This window comes from Pantoea sp. X-Soil-ISGK-259, assembly GCF_059730705.1.
This window is the reverse complement of record NZ_AP035986.1, coordinates 3593255-3616152: the sequence shown is the minus strand read 5'-3', so window position 1 is coordinate 3616152 and position 22898 is coordinate 3593255. Positions and strand designations below refer to the sequence as shown.

At 53.1% G+C, this 22898-nt stretch carries 20 protein-coding genes, 2 tRNA genes and 4 rRNA genes; 12 read left to right on the top strand and 14 right to left on the bottom strand.

From position 1 onward, the window contains the following. Positions 1 to 33: 33 nt before the first annotated feature. Together fmt and def are read right to left on the bottom strand one after the other, a co-directional pair. Positions 34 to 978, bottom strand: a complete 945-nt coding sequence (fmt, locus tag AC6I77_RS17170; protein WP_110410954.1) for a methionyl-tRNA formyltransferase — start codon at positions 976 to 978, stop codon at positions 34 to 36. Positions 979 to 998: 20 nt separating this feature from the next. After that, a complete protein-coding gene (gene def / locus AC6I77_RS17165; RefSeq protein ID WP_003852348.1) occupies positions 999 to 1511 on the bottom strand; it encodes a peptide deformylase in 513 nt (170 codons plus the stop codon). Positions 1512 to 1626: 115 nt separating this feature from the next. Here def and dprA point away from each other — a divergent pair, with 115 nt between their 5' ends. The 6 genes from dprA to AC6I77_RS17135 are packed head-to-tail and all read left to right on the top strand — an operon-like array spanning position 1627 to position 5421. Then, positions 1627 to 2751, top strand: coding sequence for a DNA-protecting protein DprA (dprA, locus tag AC6I77_RS17160; RefSeq protein ID WP_008927125.1), 1125 nt, complete (start codon positions 1627 to 1629; stop codon positions 2749 to 2751). After that, complete coding sequence (gene smg, locus AC6I77_RS17155) at positions 2723 to 3196, top strand: DUF494 family protein Smg (protein ID WP_003852344.1); 474 nt, start codon at positions 2723 to 2725, stop codon at positions 3194 to 3196. Before dprA ends, smg begins: the two co-directional genes overlap by 29 nt. 24 nt (positions 3197 to 3220) lie before the next feature. Continuing rightward, positions 3221 to 3769, top strand: a complete 549-nt coding sequence (locus tag AC6I77_RS17150; protein ID WP_003852341.1) for a DNA topoisomerase family protein — start codon at positions 3221 to 3223, stop codon at positions 3767 to 3769. 3 nt (positions 3770 to 3772) lie between these two features. Further along, a complete protein-coding gene (gene tsaC, locus AC6I77_RS17145) occupies positions 3773 to 4345 on the top strand; it encodes an L-threonylcarbamoyladenylate synthase type 1 TsaC (protein ID WP_003852339.1) in 573 nt (190 codons plus the stop codon). Positions 4346 to 4348: 3 nt separating this feature from the next. Beyond that, entirely contained in the window at positions 4349 to 5167 is an 819-nt protein-coding gene (aroE, locus tag AC6I77_RS17140) for a shikimate dehydrogenase (RefSeq protein WP_003852337.1), read from the top strand. Continuing rightward, positions 5164 to 5421, top strand: a complete 258-nt coding sequence (locus AC6I77_RS17135) for a DUF1488 family protein (RefSeq protein WP_003852334.1) — start codon at positions 5164 to 5166, stop codon at positions 5419 to 5421. The genes aroE and AC6I77_RS17135 overlap by 4 nt, the downstream gene beginning before the upstream one ends. Here the strand turns inward: AC6I77_RS17135 and AC6I77_RS17130 are convergent. Further along, the gene (locus AC6I77_RS17130) at positions 5388 to 5942 is read right to left on the bottom strand and encodes a gamma carbonic anhydrase family protein (RefSeq protein WP_003852332.1); all 555 of its coding nucleotides are present in this window, start codon (positions 5940 to 5942) and stop codon (positions 5388 to 5390) included. The two genes, AC6I77_RS17135 and AC6I77_RS17130, sit on opposite strands and share 34 nt — an antisense overlap. A gap of 491 nt (positions 5943 to 6433) precedes the next feature. Here AC6I77_RS17130 and AC6I77_RS17125 point away from each other — a divergent pair. The 6 genes from AC6I77_RS17125 to rrf (AC6I77_RS17100) all read left to right on the top strand — a co-directional run bounded on the left by AC6I77_RS17125 (position 6434) and on the right by rrf (AC6I77_RS17100) (position 11831). Further along, positions 6434 to 7974 (top strand): 16S ribosomal RNA (locus AC6I77_RS17125). 88 nt (positions 7975 to 8062) lie between these two features. After that, positions 8063 to 8137, top strand: a tRNA-Glu gene (locus AC6I77_RS17120). A 230-nt stretch (positions 8138 to 8367) separates the two neighbouring features. Beyond that, positions 8368 to 11275: ribosomal RNA gene (locus tag AC6I77_RS17115) — 23S ribosomal RNA — on the top strand. A gap of 200 nt (positions 11276 to 11475) precedes the next feature. Next, positions 11476 to 11591: ribosomal RNA gene (gene rrf, locus AC6I77_RS17110) — 5S ribosomal RNA — on the top strand. A gap of 14 nt (positions 11592 to 11605) precedes the next feature. After that, positions 11606 to 11681 (top strand) — tRNA-Thr (locus AC6I77_RS17105). Positions 11682 to 11715: 34 nt separating this feature from the next. Continuing rightward, positions 11716 to 11831: ribosomal RNA gene (gene rrf / locus AC6I77_RS17100) — 5S ribosomal RNA — on the top strand. The 16S, 23S and 5S rRNA genes sit together here with 2 tRNA genes alongside, the layout of an rRNA operon. A gap of 230 nt (positions 11832 to 12061) precedes the next feature. On the opposite strand, the gene AC6I77_RS17095 is transcribed toward rrf (AC6I77_RS17100), so the two are convergent. The 11 genes from AC6I77_RS17095 to accB form a co-directional block, all read right to left on the bottom strand. Continuing rightward, a complete protein-coding gene (locus AC6I77_RS17095; RefSeq protein ID WP_003855214.1) occupies positions 12062 to 12823 on the bottom strand; it encodes an amino acid ABC transporter ATP-binding protein in 762 nt (253 codons plus the stop codon). A gap of 8 nt (positions 12824 to 12831) precedes the next feature. Beyond that, positions 12832 to 13932, bottom strand: a complete 1101-nt coding sequence (locus AC6I77_RS17090; protein ID WP_003855220.1) for an amino acid ABC transporter permease — start codon at positions 13930 to 13932, stop codon at positions 12832 to 12834. A 15-nt stretch (positions 13933 to 13947) separates the two neighbouring features. Next, entirely contained in the window at positions 13948 to 15126 is a 1179-nt protein-coding gene (locus tag AC6I77_RS17085) for an amino acid ABC transporter permease (protein WP_008925815.1), read from the bottom strand. A gap of 67 nt (positions 15127 to 15193) precedes the next feature. After that, entirely contained in the window at positions 15194 to 16219 is a 1026-nt protein-coding gene (locus AC6I77_RS17080) for an amino acid ABC transporter substrate-binding protein (protein WP_003855224.1), read from the bottom strand. A 545-nt stretch (positions 16220 to 16764) separates the two neighbouring features. Continuing rightward, entirely contained in the window at positions 16765 to 17061 is a 297-nt protein-coding gene (fis, locus tag AC6I77_RS17075) for a DNA-binding transcriptional regulator Fis (RefSeq protein ID WP_003855228.1), read from the bottom strand. 23 nt (positions 17062 to 17084) lie between these two features. Next, complete coding sequence (dusB, locus tag AC6I77_RS17070) at positions 17085 to 18050, bottom strand: tRNA dihydrouridine synthase DusB (RefSeq protein WP_008925814.1); 966 nt, start codon at positions 18048 to 18050, stop codon at positions 17085 to 17087. A 367-nt stretch (positions 18051 to 18417) separates the two neighbouring features. Further along, entirely contained in the window at positions 18418 to 19299 is an 882-nt protein-coding gene (prmA, locus tag AC6I77_RS17065; RefSeq protein ID WP_003855234.1) for a 50S ribosomal protein L11 methyltransferase, read from the bottom strand. Between the two features lie 16 nt (positions 19300 to 19315). Beyond that, the gene (panF, locus tag AC6I77_RS17060; protein WP_003855236.1) at positions 19316 to 20761 is read right to left on the bottom strand and encodes a sodium/pantothenate symporter; all 1446 of its coding nucleotides are present in this window, start codon (positions 20759 to 20761) and stop codon (positions 19316 to 19318) included. After that, a complete protein-coding gene (locus tag AC6I77_RS17055; RefSeq protein ID WP_003855238.1) occupies positions 20751 to 20993 on the bottom strand; it encodes a YhdT family protein in 243 nt (80 codons plus the stop codon). Before AC6I77_RS17055 ends, panF begins: the two co-directional genes overlap by 11 nt. 71 nt (positions 20994 to 21064) lie before the next feature. After that, positions 21065 to 22414 (bottom strand): acetyl-CoA carboxylase biotin carboxylase subunit, encoded by a 1350-nt coding sequence (gene accC / locus AC6I77_RS17050; protein WP_003855240.1) that lies wholly within the window; start codon positions 22412 to 22414, stop codon positions 21065 to 21067. An 11-nt stretch (positions 22415 to 22425) separates the two neighbouring features. Next, positions 22426 to 22887 carry an acetyl-CoA carboxylase biotin carboxyl carrier protein gene (gene accB, locus AC6I77_RS17045; RefSeq protein WP_003855242.1) on the bottom strand — a complete coding sequence of 154 codons (462 nt, stop codon included), beginning with the start codon at positions 22885 to 22887 and terminating at the stop codon, positions 22426 to 22428. Between the last annotated feature and the right edge of the window lie 11 nt (positions 22888 to 22898).

Here is a 22898-nt window from a genome sequence, read left to right as displayed (position 1 = left end):
ACAAAAGGCCCGGTGAGTGACCGGGCCTGAGAGTCAGTCCAGAAGGGTTCCAGGTTCAAACCATTCCCGGCGCGAGTTGAGAAGATCCTGAGCCGACATCGGTTTTTTACCGGCGGGCTGCAACTGCAGTAGATTCAGTACACCCTGAGCGGTCGCCACCTGGATGCCACGTTTATCCGCATGAATAATTTCACCCGGCGAACGATCGCTGTGAGGCAGAACGCTTGCCTGCCAGACTTTCACCGGTTGATCATCAATGGTGAAAAAGCTCATCGGCCACGGGTTAAACGCGCGAATACAACGTTCAAGCTGTTCTGCTGAGAGTGTCCAGTCAAGACGAGCTTCCTCTTTACTGAGCTTCTCAGCATAGTTGGCCAGCGCTTCATCCTGTTTTTCAGGTGTAGCCTGCTGAGTGCTCAGTAAGGTCAGCGTATCCAGCAGTCCCTGTGGTCCAAGTTCAGCCAGCTTATCGTATAGCGTTGCACTGGTATCCTGGGCAGTAATCGGACAGGCAAGCTTGTGCAGCATATCGCCGGTGTCCAGCCCCACATCCATCTGCATGATGGTCACGCCGGTTTCGCTGTCGCCAGCCCAGAGCGCACGTTGAATCGGTGCGGCTCCACGCCAGCGTGGCAGCAGTGAACCATGAACGTTGATGCAGCCCAGACGTGGCATATCAAGCACGGCCTTTGGCAGAATTAATCCGTAGGCCACAACAACCATCACATCAGCCTTAAGGTCAGCAACCAGCTGCTGATTCTCTTCCGGTCGCAGTGACTTAGGCTGATACACAGGAATGTCATGTGCCATCGCCAGCGTTTTGACCGGGCCTGGGGTTAATTTGTTACCGCGACCCGCCGGGCGGTCGGGTTGGGTGAATACACCGATAACCTGATGTTCAGAAGCAAGCAGCGCGTCAAGATGACGCGCTGCAAAGTCAGGTGTGCCGGCAAAGATGATTTTTAGCGGGGCAGACACGTGTATCCCTTCTTAAGTTCTCAGGAAGCCTGGGCGTTCTGACGCGCCAGTTTCTCTAACTTAGTTTTGATTCGTTGCCGCTTCAGAGGCGACAGATAATCGATAAACAGTTTGCCTTCCAGATGATCGATCTCATGCTGGATACAGATGGCCAGTAACTCGCTGGCTTCCAGCTCGAAACTGTTACCGTCACGATCAAGTGCACGGACTTTAACCCGCTCGGCACGTGGAACAAATGCGCGCTGTTCCGGAATTGAGAGGCAACCCTCTTCAATACCGGTTTCGCCGCTTTTTTCCAGCAGCTCAGGGTTGATCAGAACTAAACGCTCTTCACGACTTTCAGAGACATCAATCACGATAATGCGCTGATGAATATCGACCTGCGTAGCGGCAAGACCGATACCTTCTTCGGCATACATCGTCTCGAACATATCATCAACGATACGCTGAATGTCTGCGTTAACTTCTTTAACGGGCGCAGCGACTTTGCGAAGACGCTCGTCAGGGAAATGTAATACCTGCAAAACTGACATAAATATCCAGATCTGTATTCGGTTAAGAAAAGATTACTACCTCATATTGTAGACTTTTCGAGGCCTGATTGACAGCATTGTGCAGCAGGAAGCAAGGGCGATCAGGGAGTCTGAGATGGACAAAATAGCGCAGTATGTGCGGCTGGCAGCCGTCACTGGAATGACAGGGAAACGCTGGATTGACGTCGCACAGCAGACAGGTGGCCAGGTAGCAGATAAGGAGCAGCTTATCCGATTAGGGTTAGATGCCAGTCAGCGCCAGCAATATTATGATTTCAGTGCAAAAAAACTTCCAGAATTGTATGACTGGCTGGCACAGAGTCCGGCTCATCATCTGATTACTGCGCTGGACGCGGCCTATCCAGCCCGTCTCAAAGAAACGAGCCGCTTTCCGCCACTGCTCTATATTCATGGCGATCCTGCTGTGATAAGTACTCCTCAGTTAGCGGTGGTGGGGAGTCGAAACTGTTCACATAATGGCCGTTACTGGTGCGACTGGTTTACTCAGCACTTAAGCCTCAGCGGTCTGACCATTACCAGCGGACTGGCCCGGGGTATTGATGGTGTTGCACATAAGGCAGCACTCAACGTGAAGGGCAAAACGGTGGCTGTGCTGGGCAGTGGGTTACAAAATCTCTATCCTAAAAATCATGCCGACCTTGCCGCAGAGATTGTTGAGCAGGGTGGTGCTGTGATTTCTGAATTTCCGCTGGCGACCCTGCCGCATCCGGCGAATTTTCCACGCCGTAATCGTATCATCAGCGGTCTGAGTCATGGGGTGCTGGTGGTAGAAGCCTCGCTGAAGAGTGGTTCGCTGGTGACGGCCCGCTATGCGCTGGAGCAGAATCGCAATGTCTATGCCTTACCTGGCGCGATCGGCAATCCATTAAGTGAAGGCGTTAACTGGCTGATTCAGCAGGGTGCGCTGCTGGTGGCCCACCCCAATAACATCGTGGAAGATCTGGCTGGTGCGCTGAACTGGCTGCCAGCGACACAGGCCGACGAAATTTATTCTGAGGTGAGTGACGATGCTCCATTGCCATTTGCTGATGTGTTGGCTAACGTAGGTGATGATGTTACACCTGTTGACGTTGTCGCTGAACGTGCCGGCCAATCTGTGCCAGTTATCTCAGCTCAGTTGCTGGAACTGGAGTTAGCAGGATGGATCGCAGCTGTACCCGGCGGCTATGTCCGATTGAGGAGGGCATGCCATGTTCGACGTACTGATGTATTTGTTTGAGACATATATCCACAACGAAGCAGAAATGGGTGTTGATCAGGACAGATTGACAGACGACCTGACGGATGCCGGGTTCCATCGTGAAGATGTTTACAGTGCGCTGAACTGGCTGGAAAGACTGGCTGATTATCAGGAAGGGCTGGTTGAGCCAGTTTTACTGACAAGTGATCCGCTCTCCATGCGTATTTATACCGACGAAGAGAGCAAGCGTTTAGATGCTGATAGCCGTGGTTTTCTGCTGTTCCTGGAGCAGATTCAGGTGCTGAACCTGGAAACCCGTGAAATGGTCATCGAACGTATCATGGCGCTGGATACCTCTGAGTTTGACCTGGAGGATCTCAAATGGGTGGTGCTGATGGTGTTGTTCAACATCCCGGGATGTGAAAATGCCTATCAGCAGATGGAAGAACTGCTATTCGACGTCAATGAAGGTATGCTGCATTAAATTTCCTTTCATGCATTGATCGCTATGAGTAAAGCTGCACTCTTCACCGTGCGTAAACAGGATCCCTGCCCCGCTTGCGGGGCAGAACTGGTTATTCGCTCCGGTAAACATGGTCCTTTTCTGGGCTGCGCGAACTACCCGGCTTGCGACTACATTCGACCTTTAAAAGGTCAGGCCGATGGCCACGTGGTCAAAGTGCTGGAAGGCCACGCCTGTCCAGAATGTGGTGCGGATAAAGTGCTGCGGCAGGGACGTTTTGGCATGTTTATCGGCTGCAGCTGCTATCCGGAATGCGGATACACCGAAACCATCGATAAACCGGATGAAACCTCGCTGGCCTGTCCTCAGTGCCATGAAGGCCGGTTAGTTCAGCGGCGTTCCCGTTACGGCAAAACGTTTCACTCCTGCGATCGCTATCCCGCCTGCCAGTTTGTTGTGAATCTGACACCCGTTGCCGGAATCTGTCCTTATTGTGAGTATCCACTGTTAGTTGAAAAAAAGACGGCGCAGGGCATTAAACGATTCTGTGCCAGTAAGAGTTGTGGCAAAGCCATCGCTGAAGAGAATTCATAGATCATGGAAAATCAACACCTCGCCGATTCATTTGAAAATTGCTTAGCGCATCTGAATCGTCAGGCGGTCATCGCCTATCCAACTGAAGCTGTATTTGGTCTGGGCTGTGACCCTGACAGTGAATCTGCCGTCATGGCCTTGCTGGCGCTGAAACAGCGTCCGGTAGAAAAGGGACTTATCCTGATTGCCGCTGATTACACCCAGCTTGAACCTTATATCTCCGCACGCGAACTTTCGGTGATGCAGCGTGAGCGGATGTTTGCATGCTGGCCCGGTCCTGTGACCTTTGTCGTCCCCGTTCCACCACAAACCCCTCGCTGGCTGACCGGGCAGTTTGATTCGCTGGCCATTCGCGTCAGTGACCATCCCGATGTGCAGGCGCTTTGCCGCGCATTTGGTAAACCGCTGGTTTCAACCAGCGCAAATCTGTCGGGTCTGCCTCCCTGCCGCACGGCGGAAGAAGTGAAGCAACAGTTTGGTGAGCACTTCCCGGTTCTGTCGGGAAAAACCGGTGGCCGCCTTAATCCCTCTGAAATCCGCGATGTGATTAGCGGCGAACTTATACGTCAGGGTTAATTCATGGATCAATTCGCCGTTTTCGGTAATCCCATCAGCCACAGTAAATCACCGCTGATCCATCAGGCTTTCGCTGAGCAGACGGGTATTGAACATCGCTATGGTCGCATCTGCGCCCCGATTGATGGTTTTCCCCAGGCGCTCTCTGCCTTTTTTGAACAGGGAGGTCGTGGTGCCAATGTGACGTTGCCTTTTAAACAGCAGGCATGGGAGTTTGCCGATCAGCTGAGTGAACGTGCAGCCCTGTCCGGCGCGGTAAACACGGTGAAAAAACTCAGTGATGGTCAGATCCTGGGGGACAACACGGATGGCATTGGCCTGTTAAGTGACCTTGAGCGGCTTAAGATGATCAACGCTGGCGACAATGTATTGCTGGTGGGCGCGGGCGGGGCTGCTCGCGGCGTCATTCTGCCATTGCTTTCAGCGGGCGTGACACTGACCGTCGTCAATCGTACAGCTGCACGCGCTGAAGAGCTGGCGACGCTGTTTGGAGAGAATGGGCCTATCCGGGCATGTCGTTTTGAACAGCTGACGGGTCAGCACTTCGATCTGATCGTTAATGCCACTTCAAGCGGTGTGAATGGAGAAACGCCTCCTTTACCTTCTGACGTGATCCATTCCGGCGTGCAGTGCTATGACATGTTTTACCAAAGCGGGCTGACGCCTTTCCTGCGCTGGTGTCAGGGGCATGGCACGAATCATCTGGCAGATGGTTTGGGTATGCTGGTGGGGCAGGCTGCTCATGCCTTCTATATATGGCACGGAGTAATGCCAGACATTGCTCCGGTCATTGCTCAGCTTAAGCAGGCCATGCAGTCGTGAATCAGGCGATACAGTTCCCTGATGATGAAGCCTATGATGCTGAACTCAAGGCGGTTTGTTTCCCGGTACTGGTCAACGGCATGCGGCTGAACTGTGCAATCAGCTGTGAGTCGTTGATATCACGTTTTGGTGAAGGAGAGGCGATGGCGCTGTTTCAGCACCATCGCTGGGATCTGGAGGATGAGGCGGAAGAGGCTATCCGTCAGGATAACGTTGATGCTCAGGGCTGGGTCTGGTTAGCGTCAGCCAGGTAATCATCTTTCCAGCCCACATAGTTGTTAGCGGAATAGCGTAACCCTTCTTTTTCGCTGTCATTAAGCGGCCTGATTTGCTTCACCGGACTCCCCAGATAGAGATAGCCACTCTCCAGTCTTTTACCTGGCGGCACCAGACTGCCGGCACCAATCATCACCTCATCTTCTACTATTACGCCATCAAGCAAAATCGATCCCATTCCGACCAGCACGCGATCGCCAATGGTACAGCCGTGCAGCATCGCTTTATGGCCGACCGTGACCTCCTCGCCAATAATAAGAGGGAAGCCTTGCGGATTGGCTGCAGATTTATGCGTAACGTGCAGAACACTGCCATCCTGCACATTGGTTCGGGCACCGATCCGGACCTGATTCACGTCACCCCTGATCGCAACAAGCGGCCAGATGCTGACGTCATCCTCCATAATCACATCACCGACGACAACACTGCTTGAATCGACCATAACGCGCTGGCCAGTTTGCGGGAAAAGATCTTTATAGGGGCGTAGGGCGGAAGTCATCATGTTCTCCTTTGTTCTGTTTTCACTGCAGCCTGATGCGATTTTACACAGCTGACAAGCCAATTCTGACCCGGATCGCTGGTGATCTCATCAATCTGGATCATTTATAACCGTTCAGATAAAAGATCCAAAAAAAGGGTTGTGCTCTGAAACGGGATCCCTATAATGCGCCTCCATCGACACGGAACACCGGCAACGGGAAGCGGGTTGAGAGGCACAGGAGACTGCGCCGCCGGAGAAAAACTTCTGAAATAGAGGTTGACTCTGCAGGAGGAAAGCGTAATATACGCCACCTCGCGACAGGACGCTAACGCACTGTTCGCACTGCTCTTTAACAATTTATCAGACAATCTGTGTGGGCACTCGCAGGATTGATATCAGCGTCTTAGGACGCAACAAAATATCAAAGCCTCACGAGTGAACACATAATGAAATTCATTATGACGTTTTACAGATGAGCACCGCTTAACTTGTTTAAGCAAATCAAACTTAAATTGAAGAGTTTGATCATGGCTCAGATTGAACGCTGGCGGCAGGCCTAACACATGCAAGTCGGACGGTAGCACAGAGAGCTTGCTCTTGGGTGACGAGTGGCGGACGGGTGAGTAATGTCTGGGGATCTGCCCGATAGAGGGGGATAACCACTGGAAACGGTGGCTAATACCGCATAACGTCGCAAGACCAAAGAGGGGGACCTTCGGGCCTCTCACTATCGGATGAACCCAGATGGGATTAGCTAGTAGGCGGGGTAATGGCCCACCTAGGCGACGATCCCTAGCTGGTCTGAGAGGATGACCAGCCACACTGGAACTGAGACACGGTCCAGACTCCTACGGGAGGCAGCAGTGGGGAATATTGCACAATGGGCGCAAGCCTGATGCAGCCATGCCGCGTGTATGAAGAAGGCCTTCGGGTTGTAAAGTACTTTCAGCGGGGAGGAAGGCGATGTGGTTAATAACCGCATCGATTGACGTTACCCGCAGAAGAAGCACCGGCTAACTCCGTGCCAGCAGCCGCGGTAATACGGAGGGTGCAAGCGTTAATCGGAATTACTGGGCGTAAAGCGCACGCAGGCGGTCTGTTAAGTCAGATGTGAAATCCCCGGGCTTAACCTGGGAACTGCATTTGAAACTGGCAGGCTTGAGTCTTGTAGAGGGGGGTAGAATTCCAGGTGTAGCGGTGAAATGCGTAGAGATCTGGAGGAATACCGGTGGCGAAGGCGGCCCCCTGGACAAAGACTGACGCTCAGGTGCGAAAGCGTGGGGAGCAAACAGGATTAGATACCCTGGTAGTCCACGCCGTAAACGATGTCGACTTGGAGGTTGTTCCCTTGAGGAGTGGCTTCCGGAGCTAACGCGTTAAGTCGACCGCCTGGGGAGTACGGCCGCAAGGTTAAAACTCAAATGAATTGACGGGGGCCCGCACAAGCGGTGGAGCATGTGGTTTAATTCGATGCAACGCGAAGAACCTTACCTACTCTTGACATCCACGGAATTCGGCAGAGATGCCTTAGTGCCTTCGGGAACCGTGAGACAGGTGCTGCATGGCTGTCGTCAGCTCGTGTTGTGAAATGTTGGGTTAAGTCCCGCAACGAGCGCAACCCTTATCCTTTGTTGCCAGCGAGTCATGTCGGGAACTCAAAGGAGACTGCCGGTGATAAACCGGAGGAAGGTGGGGATGACGTCAAGTCATCATGGCCCTTACGAGTAGGGCTACACACGTGCTACAATGGCGCATACAAAGAGAAGCGACCTCGCGAGAGCAAGCGGACCTCACAAAGTGCGTCGTAGTCCGGATCGGAGTCTGCAACTCGACTCCGTGAAGTCGGAATCGCTAGTAATCGTGGATCAGAATGCCACGGTGAATACGTTCCCGGGCCTTGTACACACCGCCCGTCACACCATGGGAGTGGGTTGCAAAAGAAGTAGGTAGCTTAACCTTCGGGAGGGCGCTTACCACTTTGTGATTCATGACTGGGGTGAAGTCGTAACAAGGTAACCGTAGGGGAACCTGCGGTTGGATCACCTCCTTACCTGAAGATACCTTCCCGCGCAGTGTCCACACAGATTGTCTGATAAAAAGTAATGAGCAGGACGGCTGCGAAGTCGTGACACTATCGTGTCCCCTTCGTCTAGCGGTTAGGACTCCGCCCTTTCACGGCGGCAACAGGGGTTCGAATCCCCTAGGGGACGCCACCTGCTTGGTGACAGGTGAAAGGTGTCTCCATACAGTATCTCAAAACCGTTCTGGTTGCGTAAGCAGCCGTGGCGCGTTTGAGATATTTGCTCTTTAACAATCCGGAACAAGCTGAAAATTGAAACGACGTGTCGTTTTCATTCTCCGTAATAAGAATGAAAAATGCGACATGTTCGAGTCTCTCAAATGCTTGCAGCTCGCAGCGTTGTAAAACGCCTGTGGGTTGTGAGGTTAAGCGACTAAGCGTACACGGTGGATGCCCAGGCAGTCAGAGGCGATGAAGGACGTGCTAATCTGCGTAAAGCGACGGTAAGGTGATATGAACCGCTACAGCCGTCGATGTCCGAATGGGGAAACCCGGTGCACTCTGTGCATCATTGCAGCATGAATACATAGTGCTGCAAGGCGAACCGGGGGAACTGAAACATCTAAGTACCCCGAGGAAAAGAAATCAACCGAGATTCCCCCAGTAGCGGCGAGCGAACGGGGAGCAGCCCAGAGCCTGAATCAGCATGTGTGTTAGTGGAAGCGTCTGGAAAGTCGCAGGGTACAGGGTGATACTCCCGTACACAAAAGCACATATGCTGTGAGCTCGATGAGTAAGGCGGGACACGTGGTATCCTGTCTGAATATGGGGGGACCATCCTCCAAGGCTAAATACTCCTGACTGACCGATAGTGAACCAGTACCGTGAGGGAAAGGCGAAAAGAACCCCGGCGAGGGGAGTGAAACAGAACCTGAAACCGTGTACGTACAAGCAGTGGGAGCCTTCTTTATGGGGGTGACTGCGTACCTTTTGTATAATGGGTCAGCGACTTATATTCTGTAGCAAGGTTAACCGTATAGGGGAGCCGCAGGGAAACCGAGTCTTAACTGGGCGTTAAGTTGCAGGGTATAGACCCGAAACCCGGTGATCTAGCCATGGGCAGGTTGAAGGTTGGGTAACACTAACTGGAGGACCGAACCGACTAATGTTGAAAAATTAGCGGATGACCTGTGGCTGGGGGTGAAAGGCCAATCAAACCGGGAGATAGCTGGTTCTCCCCGAAAGCTATTTAGGTAGCGCCTCGTGAACTCATCCTCGGGGGTAGAGCACTGTTTCGGCTAGGGGGCCATCCCGGCTTACCAACCCGATGCAAACTGCGAATACCGAGGAATGTTATCACGGGAGACACACGGCGGGTGCTAACGTCCGTCGTGAAGAGGGAAACAACCCAGACCGCCAGCTAAGGTCCCAAAGTCATGGTTAAGTGGGAAACGATGTGGGAAGGCACAGACAGCCAGGATGTTGGCTTAGAAGCAGCCATCATTTAAAGAAAGCGTAATAGCTCACTGGTCGAGTCGGCCTGCGCGGAAGATGTAACGGGGCTAAACCATGCACCGAAGCTGCGGCAGCGACACTATGTGTTGTTGGGTAGGGGAGCGTTCTGTAAGCCGTCGAAGGTGTGCTGTGAGGCATGCTGGAGGTATCAGAAGTGCGAATGCTGACATAAGTAACGATAAAGCGGGTGAAAAGCCCGCTCGCCGGAAGACCAAGGGTTCCTGTTCAACGTTAATCGGAGCAGGGTGAGTCGACCCCTAAGGCGAGGCCGAAAGGCGTAGTCGATGGGAAACAGGTTAATATTCCTGTACTCGGTGTTACTGCGAAGGGGGGACGGAGAAGGCTATATCAGCCGGGCGACGGTTGTCCCGGTTTAAGCGTGTAGGCGGAGGGTCCAGGTAAATCCGGTCCCTTATCAACGCTGAGGCGTGACGACGAGGCACTACGGTGCTGAAGTGATAAATGCCCAGCTTCCAGGAAAAGCCTCTAAGCATCAGGTAACACAGAATCGTACCCCAAACCGACACAGGTGGTCAGGTAGAGAATACCAAGGCGCTTGAGAGAACTCGGGTGAAGGAACTAGGCAAAATGGTGCCGTAACTTCGGGAGAAGGCACGCTGGCGCGTAGGTGGAGGGACTTGCTCCCCGAGCCGAAGCCAGTCGAAGATACCAGCTGGCTGCAACTGTTTATTAAAAACACAGCACTGTGCAAACACGAAAGTGGACGTATACGGTGTGACGCCTGCCCGGTGCCGGAAGGTTAATTGATGGGGTTATCCGCAAGGAGAAGCTCTTGATCGAAGCCCCGGTAAACGGCGGCCGTAACTATAACGGTCCTAAGGTAGCGAAATTCCTTGTCGGGTAAGTTCCGACCTGCACGAATGGCGTAATGATGGCCAGGCTGTCTCCACCCGAGACTCAGTGAAATTGAACTCGCTGTGAAGATGCAGTGTACCCGCGGCAAGACGGAAAGACCCCGTGAACCTTTACTACAGCTTGACACTGAACATTGAGCCTTGATGTGTAGGATAGGTGGGAGGCTTTGAAGCGCGGACGCCAGTTCGCGTGGAGCCAACCTTGAAATACCACCCTTTAATGTTTGATGTTCTAACGTAGGCCCGTGATCCGGGCTGCGGACAGTGTCTGGTGGGTAGTTTGACTGGGGCGGTCTCCTCCTAAAGAGTAACGGAGGAGCACGAAGGTCAGCTAATCACGGTCGGACATCGTGAGGTTAGTGCAATGGCATAAGCTGGCTTGACTGCGAGAGTGACGGCTCGAGCAGGTGCGAAAGCAGGTCATAGTGATCCGGTGGTTCTGAATGGAAGGGCCATCGCTCAACGGATAAAAGGTACTCCGGGGATAACAGGCTGATACCGCCCAAGAGTTCATATCGACGGCGGTGTTTGGCACCTCGATGTCGGCTCATCACATCCTGGGGCTGAAGTAGGTCCCAAGGGTACGGCTGTTCGCCGTTTAAAGTGGTACGCGAGCTGGGTTTAGAACGTCGTGAGACAGTTCGGTCCCTATCTGCCGTGGGCGCTGGAGAATTGAGGGGGGTTGCTCCTAGTACGAGAGGACCGGAGTGAACGCACCACTGGTGTTCGGGTTGTCATGCCAATGGCATTGCCCGGTAGCTAAGTGCGGAAAAGATAAGTGCTGAAAGCATCTAAGCACGAAACTTGCCCCGAGATGAGTTCTCCCTGACTCCTTGAGAGTCCTGAAGGGACGTTGAAGACTACGACGTTGATAGGCCGGGTGTGTAAGCGCAGCGATGCGTTGAGCTAACCGGTACTAATGACCCGTGAGGCTTAACCTTACAACGCCAGAGGCGTTTTTGAGAGACACGATTTTCAGCCTGTTACCGGATAATAATTTGCGGAAACGAAAGATTTTGCGGCGTGACGAGGCGCAGAGCGAAGACATCAGCGGGAGCATACTGAAGTATGTGACCGGTGTGGCTGAGCGATGGCAACGCGGTCATGACGTAAAAGATTCGTTTCGTGCACAAAGAATTTGCCTGGCGGCTTTAGCGCGGTGGTCCCACCTGACCCCATGCCGAACTCAGAAGTGAAACGCCGTAGCGCCGATGGTAGTGTGGGGTCTCCCCATGCGAGAGTAGGGAACTGCCAGGCATCAAATTTAGTGTGCTGATATGGCTCAGTTGGTAGAGCGCACCCTTGGTAAGGGTGAGGTCCCCAGTTCGACTCTGGGTATCAGCACCAGTTAAGACACGAGTTCGGTAAATAAAAGAATTTGCCTGGCGGCTGTAGCGCGGTGGTCCCACCTGACCCCATGCCGAACTCAGAAGTGAAACGCCGTAGCGCCGATGGTAGTGTGGGGTCTCCCCATGCGAGAGTAGGGAACTGCCAGGCATCAAATAAGAGAGAGCCCTTCGCGTATGCGAAGGGCTTTTTTCGTTGTGGCAATCCACTTTCGTTGTGGAAGTCCGCAATAAAACGCCCTCATAGCAGCCCATCACTCTTCACGTTTATCATCGGTGCATCAGTGCATCAGTGCATCAGCAGAATGAGCGCATTCAGACAGTTTTCAGGCTATAAAAAACCCGGCACCAGGCCGGGTTGTAAGATCACTGAGCCAGTAATCAGTGAATAACCTGCGATAAAAACGCCCGTGTGCGCTCCGATTTAGGGTTCGCAAAGAACTCCTGCGGTGGCGCAACTTCGACGATCTCACCCCGATCCATAAAGATCACCCGGTCAGCCACGGTGCGGGCAAAGCCCATCTCATGGGTGACGCACAGCATGGTCATCCCGTCTTCAGCCAGACCAATCATCGTATCCAGCACCTCTTTAACCATCTCAGGATCCAGTGCTGACGTTGGCTCATCAAACAGCATAATTTTAGGCTTCATACAGAGTGAGCGGGCGATGGCGACACGTTGCTGCTGTCCACCAGAGAGCTGGCCTGGAAATTTATGGGCATGCTCGGCAATGCGCACGCGTTCCAGATAATGCATGGCCAGTTCATCTGCTTCCTTCTTAGGGATCTTTCTCACCCACGAAGGTGCCAGCGTACAGTTCTGCAATACGGTCAGGTGCGGGAAGAGGTTAAAGTGCTGAAATACCATGCCCACTTCGGTGCGCACGCGCTCAATGTTACGCACATCATCGTTCAGGTGGATACCGTCAACAACAATGCGACCCTGCTGATGCTCTTCCAGATGATTAATACAGCGGATCGTCGTCGATTTGCCGGAGCCGGAAGGCCCGCACAGCACGATGCGTTCACGGGGTTTGACCTGCAGGTTGATGTCTTTCAGTACGTGAAACTGCCCGTACCATTTATTCACGTTCTCAAGCGAAATCATCAACGCGTCGGAAGTGTGTGTCATAGAGTCAGTCATGTAAAACCTCAGTGCGATGTACGCCCGGTGTGAAAGCGCTTTTCCAGATACTGGCTGTAGCGCGACATGCTAAAACAGAAAATCCAATAGACCAGTGCAGCAAAGACATAACCTTCAGTCGACATCCCCAGCCAGGTCGGATCGACCGTTGCCTGCTGGACGCTGCTGAACAGATCGAAAAGACCAATGATGATGACCAGGCTGGTATCTTTAAACAGTGCAATAATGGTGTTAACCAGACCGGGAATGGTGAGTTTCAGCGCCTGCGGCAGAATCACCAGCATCTGCGTCTTCCAGTACCCCAGCGCCAGAGACTCGGCTGCTTCATACTGGCCTTTAGGCAGTGCCTGAAGACCACCGCGAACCACCTCGGCCACATAGGCGGACTGGAACAGAATGACGCCCACCAGTGCGCGCACCAGCTTGTCGATGTTAGTACCTTCAGACATAAACAGCGGCAGCATCACTGATGACATAAACAGCACCGTAATCAGCGGCACGCCACGCCAGAACTCAATAAAGATAATCGACAGCGTGCGGACCACCGGCATACGTGAACGACGGCCAAGCGCCAGCAAAATACCCAGCGGCAGCGCACCGGCAATACCGACCGACGCGATAATCAACGTCAGCGTTAATCCGCCCCACTGACGTGTTTCGACACGCTCCAGCCCCAGATACCCGCCATACAGCAGGAACCAGACAATCACCGGATAAATCACGGCCCATGCCGCAATGTAGCGTCCACGATACGGCAGGCTCTTCAGGAACATCGGCACAATCGACACCAGGCCGATCACCAGCGCCAGATTAATACGCCACCGCAGCTCATGCGGATAAAGCCCATACATGAACTGGCCGAAACGCGCATGGATAAACACCCAGCAGGCTCCCTCTTTAGTGCAATCGGCGCGCGTGGTGCCAATCCAGTTTGCCTGAAAGACCAGCCAGTTCAGCGCGGGCGGAATAACGTGCCAGATTACCCAGATGCAGAACAGCGTCAGTAAGGTGTTAAACCAGCTGGAAAATAGATTTTTACGAGCCCAAAGCCAGGCGCGACTGACAGGCGTCGTCGGGACGGGGGGCGTTTCATGCGTAGTCACAGACATAGTTATCCCGTTCTCTTAACGCTCAACCAGCGCAATTTTGCGGTTATAGAAGTTCATAAGCATCGATATCAGCAGACTGATAATCAGGTAAACGCCCATCGTGATAGCGATCGTCTCAATGGCCTGACCAGTCTGATTGAGCACCGATCCGGCAAACAGCGACACCATATCGGGATAACCGATAGCGGCGGCGAGTGAGGAGTTCTTTACGATGTTCAGATATTGGCTGGTCAGCGGCGGAATAATGACGCGCATGGCCTGAGGGATGATGACCTGGCGCAGCGTTACCGGATTCGGCAGACCCAGCGACCGGGCGGCTTCATGCTGACCATGCGGCACAGACTGAATTCCTGAGCGGATCACTTCAGCGATAAACGACGAGGTATAGATCGACAGTGCCAGCGTCAGTGCCGCCAGCTCCGGTATCATCACCGAGCCGCCGCGGAAATTGAATCCACGCAGTTGCGGCACATCCCAGTGCATCGCTGCGCCAAACCCAAGATGCGCAAGCAAAGGAAAGAGAATCAGCATTCCAACGGCTGCGGGCCAGGTGCGACGTAACTCACCGGTTTTTAACTGGTGCTGGCGGTTAAAGCGGTACAGAGCATAGCTCACCGCTACCGCCAGAAGCAGTGCGATAACAAACGGCCAGCTGCCAGGTGCATAGGTCGGCCACGGCACATAAAGTCCGCGATTACTGACATACGCCAGATCAAACGCATTCAGCGCCTGGCGTGGGCCTGGCAGATTGCGTAAAACCGCGAAGTACCAAAAGAAAATCTGAAGCAAAGGCGGGATATTACGGAAAGTTTCAATATAGATATTTGAGAGCTTCCGCAGCAGCCAGTTGTCAGACAGGCGGGCAAGACCGACCGCGAATCCGAGAATCGACGCAAAAACAATACAGAGCGCAGAGACCAGCAGCGTGTTGGTTAATCCAACCAGAAACACGCGCGCGTAGGTATCTCCCTCCGTGTACTCAATAAGATGCTGAACGATGCCGAAACCGGCAGTGCGTTCAAGAAATCCAAACCCCGATGTAATGCCGCGATTGTCCAGGTTAATAATGGTGTTATGCACCAGATAACCCACCACACCAAGCACCGCGACGACGGCGATGAGCTGATAAATCCAGGCGCGAACCGTGGGATTACCAAATGAAAAATCCCTTTTCACGGTTGGGCGTTGTGACATGTTGAAACCTCAATACGAGAGCTGGGGCAGGGCACCGCAGAATACGGTGCCCGATTGGTGAGGTCTGTTAACGTACCGGTGGTGCGTACTGGATACCGCCCTGATTCCACAACGCATTCTGGCCACGTGCGATCTTCAGTGCGCTATCTTTACCGACGTTACGATCGAAGCTTTCCTGGTAGTTACCTACCTGCTTAACGATGTTGTAGGCCCACTTATTATCCAGCTTCAGATCTTTACCAAAATCACCTTCGGCGCCCAGGAAGTGTGCCATGTCTGGTGTCGTTGGTTTGGCTGTCATCTGGTCGACGTTTTTCGAGTTAATACCCATCTCTTCCGCATTCAGCATGGCATAGAGCGACCATTTGACGATGGTGAACCAGTCATCATCACCACGACGTACCAATGGCCCCAGCGGCTCTTTGGAGATCACTTCTGGCAGAACAATAAAGTCGTCAGGCTTGCCGAGCTTAATGCGTAAGGCGTAAAGCTGAGACTGGTCAGATGCCAGCGTATCGCAGCGTCCACTATCCAGTGCTTTCGCAGATTCATCAGAGCGGTCAAAGGTCACTGGCGTATATTGCATTTTGTTGGCTTTAAAATAGTCCGCCACGTTCAGCTCGGTATCGGTACCTGACTGAATACAGACCGTCGCGCCATCCAGCTCTTTCGCACTTTTCAGGCCGGCTTTCTTGTGAGTCAGGAAGCCGATACCGTCATAATAGTTCACGCCCGCAAACAGAAAGCCCATGCCGCCATCGCGCGATGAAGTCCAGGTGGTATTGCGTGAGAGCACATCCACTTCGCCTGACTGCAGCGCGGTGAAGCGCTCTTTCGCAGTCAGCGGGGTATATTTCACTTTGGTCGCATCGCCAAACACAGCGGCAGCCGTCGCACGACACACATCTACATCGATACCGGTAAACTTGCCACCCGCATCTGCGTAGGAGAAGCCCGGCAGGCCGTCACTGATACCACATTGAACAAAACCTTTTTTCTTTATCGCATCCAGAGTGGTGCCTGCGTGTGCTTGCTGAGCAAGGCCAACCAGTGAGGCGGCGGCGATCAGTGTAGAGAGCATCATCTTTTTCATAAAGCATCCTGTGTGGCGGGATCATGTTGTTATGTTTGCGCACTTTAATGTGCGTTTTTTCCTGTCTATGGCGGTCAGCCATCCACGACTCTGCAAAGCTGATGCCAGTTTTGCAGAATCCTGAATTCATATGAAAGAACGGTTAATATTCGGAAGTACTTAGAAAGTTTCGCTAATATGGCGCACCAAAAGGAAGCAATGCGAGTCGACTCGATCACAATTAGTGCAAATAGTTTCACTATATGGGAGCAGTGTGAGCAATCGCTCATGCATATATGTACGAAGGGATAGTATTGCTTTTTTAATGCGTAGAAAGTCACATCCCCAGCACTGGCAGGGGTTTGGGCTGGGTGATTTTCAGAAGAGAGATTAAGTCAAATCAGCACAAGCAAAAGCGAGAAGGTGAAATATCACGCCAGCAATTGCAACTATAGTTACCATATTACCCGCAAATGTTTCACTGGTCTGGCGATGAATTTGTGTGAACAGGCACAAATAAAAACGCCAGCCCGAAGGCTGGCGTGATTAACAGACAGAACTAAAAATCAGTTCATGCCGTATTTTTTCAATTTCTTACGCAGCGTACCGCGGTTGATACCCATCATCAGGGCAGCACGGGTCTGGTTGCCACGGGTATACTGCATCACCATGTCCAACAGAGGCTGCTCGACTTCAGCCAAAACCAGCTCATACAGGTCGCTCACATCCTGACCATTCAGTTGAGCAAAATAGTTCTTCAGTGCCTGTTTAACCGAATCACGCAAAGGTTTTTGAGTTACCTGATCCTGTGAGTTAACGGTAGAAACGGTCAGTACGTCAGAATTTACGCGTTGTTCGAACATAGTTCTTTCAGCTCTTTATTTCGTTACGCAAGATTTTCGAAGTATGCCTCCAACGCCTCCAGCTGTTCGCTGGCATCCTCAATGGCGTTGAATGTGCGCCGAAACTGGTCATTCGGGGCGTGCTCCTGCAGGTACCAGGAGACGTGCTTTCGCGCTATACGGTATCCCTTGCCTGAACCGTAAAAGTCGTGCAGCTCACGTATATGCGAAACAAGCAAGCGCTTGACCTCTGCCATTGGCAGCGGGGCAAGCAACTCCCCAGTGTCCAGATAATGCTGGATTTCCCGGAAGATCCACGGTCTTCCCTGAGCAGCGCGTCCTATCATCAGAGCATCGGCCCCTGTATAGTCGAGCACCGCTCTGGCTTTATGCGGGTCAGTTATGTCTCCATTCGCGATAATCGGAATGGAGACACTCTGCTTAACTGTCCGAATGCTGTCATATTCAGCTTCTCCGTTGAACAGGCAGGCACGAGTGCGACCATGTATCGTCAGAGCCTGTATACCGCAGCGTTCAGCCAATTGGGCAATCGCGACACAGTTCCTGTTTTCAGGATCCCAGCCAGTACGAATTTTCAGCGTAACCGGCACATTCACTGCATTAACCACTGCGGAGAGGATAGACTCCACCACGGTGGGATATTGCAGCAAGGCTGAACCCGCCATTTTGCGGTTAACCTTCTTGGCAGGGCATCCCATATTAATGTCGATGACCTGTGCACCAGCCTCAACATTAATGCGTGCAGCTTGCGCCATTTCACTGGGATCGCAACCGGCAATTTGCACGGCGCGAATGCCTGGCTCATCACTGTGAACCATGCGTAATCGGGATTTGTCGCTAGCCCACACTTCCGGGTTAGAAGACAACATCTCAGAAACTGCCATACCTGCACCCATTTCGTGACACAGCGCCCTGAACGGCCTGTCGGTAATACCGGCCATCGGTGCTGCAATCAGTCGATTTCTCAGCTGGAGGTTTCCAATACGCATGAAGTCAGAATGGCCATACTGTGTCTGCAAGGCGGCGTATATTACGCATTTTTGCAGGAAGATGAAAGGCCAAACTTTGAACAATCAGCAAGAAAGATCAATGAAATCCGGATGATGATCGGGGATTATGATTATTCACCTTAAATATCAGTCAGTTAATTTTTTATGCTGAAATTGTGAACAAAAGTTTTTCCAGAAAAGTACGTCAATTCACCAGATAAAAAACGTCACATAACGTGATTAACGATACAAGCATCCATTTCAAATCGCAAAATCCCGCAGCTTACGCTGCGGGCTGGTTGAATGTTCTGTTAAGGCACTGCGGGCCGGCCAGTGCGATATCAGAAGGGGTAGACAGGCGCCAGATTCAGGATTTAATCCCGGTAATTCGGCACCACTCCTCTTTAACGGCAACCGGGTCGAGTGTGAACTCGCCGGCGTATGCTTCACATACGCTCTCAGCCTGGCTCTCCAGAACGCCCGAAAGGCCCAGGTGTCCACCAGACTTGGGCAGTACACTGATCAGCGGTGCCAGCTCACGTAGCGGACCGGCCAGAATATTCGCGACCACCACGTCAGCCTGCAGGTTGTCGGGTTGCTGGTGGGGCAGATAAAGTGACAGGCGGTCAGAGACGCCGTTGCGCTCTGCATTATCCCGGCTGGCCTGAATGGCCTGCGGATCAATATCAATGCCAATTGCCTGAGCTGCACCCAGCTTCAATGCGGCGATCGCCAGGATCCCCGATCCACAGCCAAAATCGATCACTGTTTTGCCGTCCAGATCCAGACCGTCAAGCCAGGTGAGGCAAAGTGAGGTAGTGGGGTGGGTACCCGTTCCAAACGCCAGACCCGGGTCAAGCATCACGTTGACGGCATCGGGATCCGGCACGTCACGCCAGCTTGGGCAGATCCAGAGACGTTCGCCGAAGCGCATTGGGTGGAAGTTTTCCATCCATTCGCGCTCCCAGTCTTTGTCTTCGATCTGCTCGATCCGGTGGCGAAAACCGGCGCCCAGCAGCGGATGCTGCTCCAGTTCGGCAGTAATGACAGCCATGTCAGTTTCAGCATCGAACAGGCCGATCACATCAGTATCACCCCACAGACGCGTTTCGCCTGGCAGTGGCTCATACACCGGCGTGTCATGGGTATCCTGAAAAGTCACTGAAACCGCACCGATGTCCATCAGCGCATCGCTCAGCGTTTCCGCATGTTCACCTGAGCTGTTAATTTTGATTTGAATCCACGGCATAACGTCTCTCTTTCCGTCAGTGTTGCGGCGCGTCGACCGCTTGCGGCGCGCGTCCAAACAGGTTGCCCACTAAAAATGCCAGCAGGCTCAAAAGCAGTGAGGGCACGATGGGGTGAAAACCCAGTATCTGCAGGTTAAGGCTCGCCAGAAAAGCGTAGCAGCCTCCCCCCACCACCATGCCGGTGATGGCCCCAGCGGCATTAGCGCGCTCCCAGTAGAGGCCCAGAACCAGCGGCCACAGGAAAACCGCCTCAAGGCCGCCAAATGCCAGCAGGTTGAGCCAGATAATCATATCGGGTGGATTCCATGCCGCCATCAGCAGCAGGAGACCCAGTGCGAAGGTAATGGTGCCAGATAACAGTCGCAGCCGTGTCTCATTTTCCAGCTGTTGCGGTGCGACACGCAGATAGAGATCTTTAATCAGCGTGGCCGAGGCCTGTAACAGCTGGGCATTAATGGTCGACATGATCGCGGCCATCGGTGCTGCCAGAAACAATCCGGCGGCTAACGGAGGCAGTACGGTAATCATCAGGACAGGAATAACACTATCCGGCACAGTCAGGTTAGGCAGAATTGCCCGGCCCAGCGCACCGGCCAGATGCATTCCCAGCATCAGAATCACCACCACAATAGTGCCGAGAATAATGGCCCGATGTACGGCTTTGCTGTCTTTATATGAGATGCAGCGCACCGCAGTATGCGGCAGGCCAATCACGCCAAAGCAGACCAGCACGACAAACGAGCTGAGGAAGGTGGGTGTAATGATTTCGCCTGGCCCCTGCGGCGACAGCAGAGCAGGATCGATGTCATGCAGTTTCTGCACGGCCGTGCTCAGGCCGCCAGCCTGATGAATCACCGCGAACAGCAGCAGAAAGGTGCCAATCAGCATCACAATGCCTTGCATCGCGTCATTCAGCACGCTGGCACGGAATCCGCCGAACGCAGTGTAAAGCGCGATAGTGCCGCCAAAAATCAGCAGACCGGTGTCATAGGGGATACCTGCGGCGGTTTCAAGCAGCCGCGCCCCGCCAATAAACTGCACTGTCATGGCACCGATAAAGGCGATCAGCAGGCTCAGGCTCGCCAGCCAGATCAGCAGCGGGCTCTGATAGCGGGCGTAGAGCATGTCATTCAGCGTCACCGCATTATGCTTACGCGCCAGAATGGCAAACTTCTTCCCCAGTACACCTAACGACAGCCAGACGGCGGGCACCTGTACCATCGCCAGCAATACCCATCCCAGCCCATATTTATAGGCAGCACCGGGGCCACCAATAAACGAGCTGGCGCTGATATAGGTGGTAGTAAGCGTCATTGCCAGCACAAACCCGCCCATGGAGCGGCTGCCAAGGAAGTATTCCGTCAGGAAACTGCCTTCACGTCTTTTACGAACGGCAAATACCGACAGCGCGGCAATGACGACAAGATAAATCAGCAATGGCAGGATGATTTCACTGTTCACTTTTATCCTCCAGCGGCATGTCGCGGAAAATGACCCGCACCATCATCCAGCACAGGAAAATGAACAACAGGGGAGCAAACAGGCAGGAGAGTTCGAACCAGCGCGGCAGACCGGTGACACCGATTTCACTGCCACCCAGCCAGGCAGAGAGCCCCCAGGCCGCGAGCCAGAGCAGCGTGAGCCAGAGCGACCAGCGCGCCTCTTTATGAGCCTGTATAAAACGAGCGTCCATGATTCAACCTTAACGCCAGCGGAAAAAGAAAAAGGCCGGATTAACCGGCCTCTGACTACTCAGCGTTGCGATTACTTCTCGTGCAGGCCGAGTTTTTTCTCCAGATAGTGGATATTGGTTCCACCGTGCTGGAAGTTTTCGTCGGACATGATTTTCATCTGCAGTTCAACGTTGGTTTTGATACCGTCGATGATCAGTTCCGCCAGTGCATTTTTCATGCGGGCGATGGCCACGTCGCGTGATTCGCCGTAAGTGATCAGCTTACCGATCATGGAGTCGTAATAAGGCGGCACGGTATAGCCTGAATAAATATGCGACTCCCAGCGCACGCCAAAACCGCCTGGCGCGTGGAAGCGAGTAATTTTACCCGGGCTTGGCAGGAAGGTCACGGGATCTTCGGCGTTGATACGGCACTCGACCGCATGTCCGCGAATGATCACATCTTCCTGTTTGATCGACAACGGCTGGCCTGCGGCGATACGCAGCTGCTCTTTGATCAGATCAACACCGGTGATCATCTCGGTCACCGGATGTTCCACCTGAATACGGGTGTTCATCTCAATGAAGTAGAACTCACCGTTTTCATACAGGAACTCAAACGTACCTGCGCCACGATAGCCAATCTCAATACAGGCTTTAGCACAGCGATTGCCGATAAAGCGACGCTGTTCCTCAGTAATACCTGGGCCTGGCGCTTCTTCAACCACTTTCTGGTGACGACGCTGCATTGAGCAGTCACGTTCGCCCAGATAGATCGCGTTGCCCTGACCATCAGCCAGTACCTGAATCTCGATGTGGCGTGGATTCTCCAGATACTTCTCCATGTAAACCATGTCGTTGCTGAATGCCGCTTTGGCTTCCGCTTTCGTCATGTTGATGGATTGTTCCAGATCTTTGTCGCTGCGCACGACGCGCATACCACGACCGCCACCGCCGCCAGAGGCTTTGATAATGACCGGATAACCGATGCGCTTAGCAAAGGCACGGTTCTTGTCCATATCATCGGTCAGTGAACCGTCAGAACCCGGTACGGTTGGGACGCCTGCTTTCTTCATCGCATTGATCGCAGAGACTTTGTCGCCCATCAGGCGAATAGTATCTGCTTTCGGGCCGATAAAGATAAAGCCGGAGCGCTCAACCTGCTCGGCAAAATCGGCATTCTCAGAGAGGAAGCCGTAGCCTGGGTGAATCGCCACCGCGCCGGTAATCTCTGCAGCAGAGATCAGCGCCGGGATATTGAGGTAACTTTTAACTGACTGCGCCGGGCCGATGCAGACAGTTTCGTCTGCCAGCAGCACGTGCTTCAGGTCACGATCCGCGCTTGAGTGAACCGCGACAGTCTTAATGCCCAGCTCTTTACAGGCACGCAGAATGCGCAGTGCGATCTCACCACGGTTAGCAATAACAATTTTATCCAGCATGATCTGCCCCGTTACTCGATGATAACCAGTGGCTCGTCAAATTCGACCGGCTGACCGCTTTCAACCAGGATAGCTTTCACTACGCCTGACTTATCAGCTTCGATCTGGTTCATCATTTTCATGGCTTCGACGATGCACAAGGTATCGCCAGCATTCACTTTCTGGCCAACTTCCACAAAGGCTTTCGCATCCGGGCTCGGCGTACGGTAGAAGGTCCCTACCATCGGTGAACGCACGATGTGACCACTGATTTCAGCCGGTGCCGCTTCGGCAGCCGCTGCAACAGGGGCGACAGCGGTTGCCAGAGCAGGCTGTTGAACCGGCGCAGCGTAAGCCTGCTGCATCATCGGGTAACCCGTATTGACAGGGGCACGACTGATGCGAACGGACTCTTCACCTTCAGAGATTTCCAGCTCAGAAATGCCAGACTCTTCAACCAGTTCGATCAGTTTTTTAATTTTACGAATATCCATGAGTGGGGTTC

Coding starts and splice junctions, on each gene's coding strand:
- def (WP_003852348.1), bottom strand. CDS start 1,511: ATGTCAGTTTTGCAGGTATTACATTTCCCTGACGAGCGTCTTCGCAAA.
- dprA (WP_008927125.1), top strand. CDS start 1,627: ATGGACAAAATAGCGCAGTATGTGCGGCTGGCAGCCGTCACTGGAATG.
- smg (WP_003852344.1), top strand. CDS start 2,723: ATGTTCGACGTACTGATGTATTTGTTTGAGACATATATCCACAACGAA.
- AC6I77_RS17150 (WP_003852341.1), top strand. CDS start 3,221: ATGAGTAAAGCTGCACTCTTCACCGTGCGTAAACAGGATCCCTGCCCC.
- tsaC (WP_003852339.1), top strand. CDS start 3,773: ATGGAAAATCAACACCTCGCCGATTCATTTGAAAATTGCTTAGCGCAT.
- aroE (WP_003852337.1), top strand. CDS start 4,349: ATGGATCAATTCGCCGTTTTCGGTAATCCCATCAGCCACAGTAAATCA.
- AC6I77_RS17130 (WP_003852332.1), bottom strand. CDS start 5,942: ATGACTTCCGCCCTACGCCCCTATAAAGATCTTTTCCCGCAAACTGGC.
- AC6I77_RS17095 (WP_003855214.1), bottom strand. CDS start 12,823: ATGACTGACTCTATGACACACACTTCCGACGCGTTGATGATTTCGCTT.
- AC6I77_RS17090 (WP_003855220.1), bottom strand. CDS start 13,932: ATGTCTGTGACTACGCATGAAACGCCCCCCGTCCCGACGACGCCTGTC.
- AC6I77_RS17085 (WP_008925815.1), bottom strand. CDS start 15,126: ATGTCACAACGCCCAACCGTGAAAAGGGATTTTTCATTTGGTAATCCC.
- AC6I77_RS17080 (WP_003855224.1), bottom strand. CDS start 16,219: ATGAAAAAGATGATGCTCTCTACACTGATCGCCGCCGCCTCACTGGTT.
- fis (WP_003855228.1), bottom strand. CDS start 17,061: ATGTTCGAACAACGCGTAAATTCTGACGTACTGACCGTTTCTACCGTT.
- dusB (WP_008925814.1), bottom strand. CDS start 18,050: ATGCGTATTGGAAACCTCCAGCTGAGAAATCGACTGATTGCAGCACCG.
- prmA (WP_003855234.1), bottom strand. CDS start 19,299: ATGCCGTGGATTCAAATCAAAATTAACAGCTCAGGTGAACATGCGGAA.
- AC6I77_RS17055 (WP_003855238.1), bottom strand. CDS start 20,993: ATGGACGCTCGTTTTATACAGGCTCATAAAGAGGCGCGCTGGTCGCTC.
- accC (WP_003855240.1), bottom strand. CDS start 22,414: ATGCTGGATAAAATTGTTATTGCTAACCGTGGTGAGATCGCACTGCGC.
- accB (WP_003855242.1), bottom strand. CDS start 22,887: ATGGATATTCGTAAAATTAAAAAACTGATCGAACTGGTTGAAGAGTCT.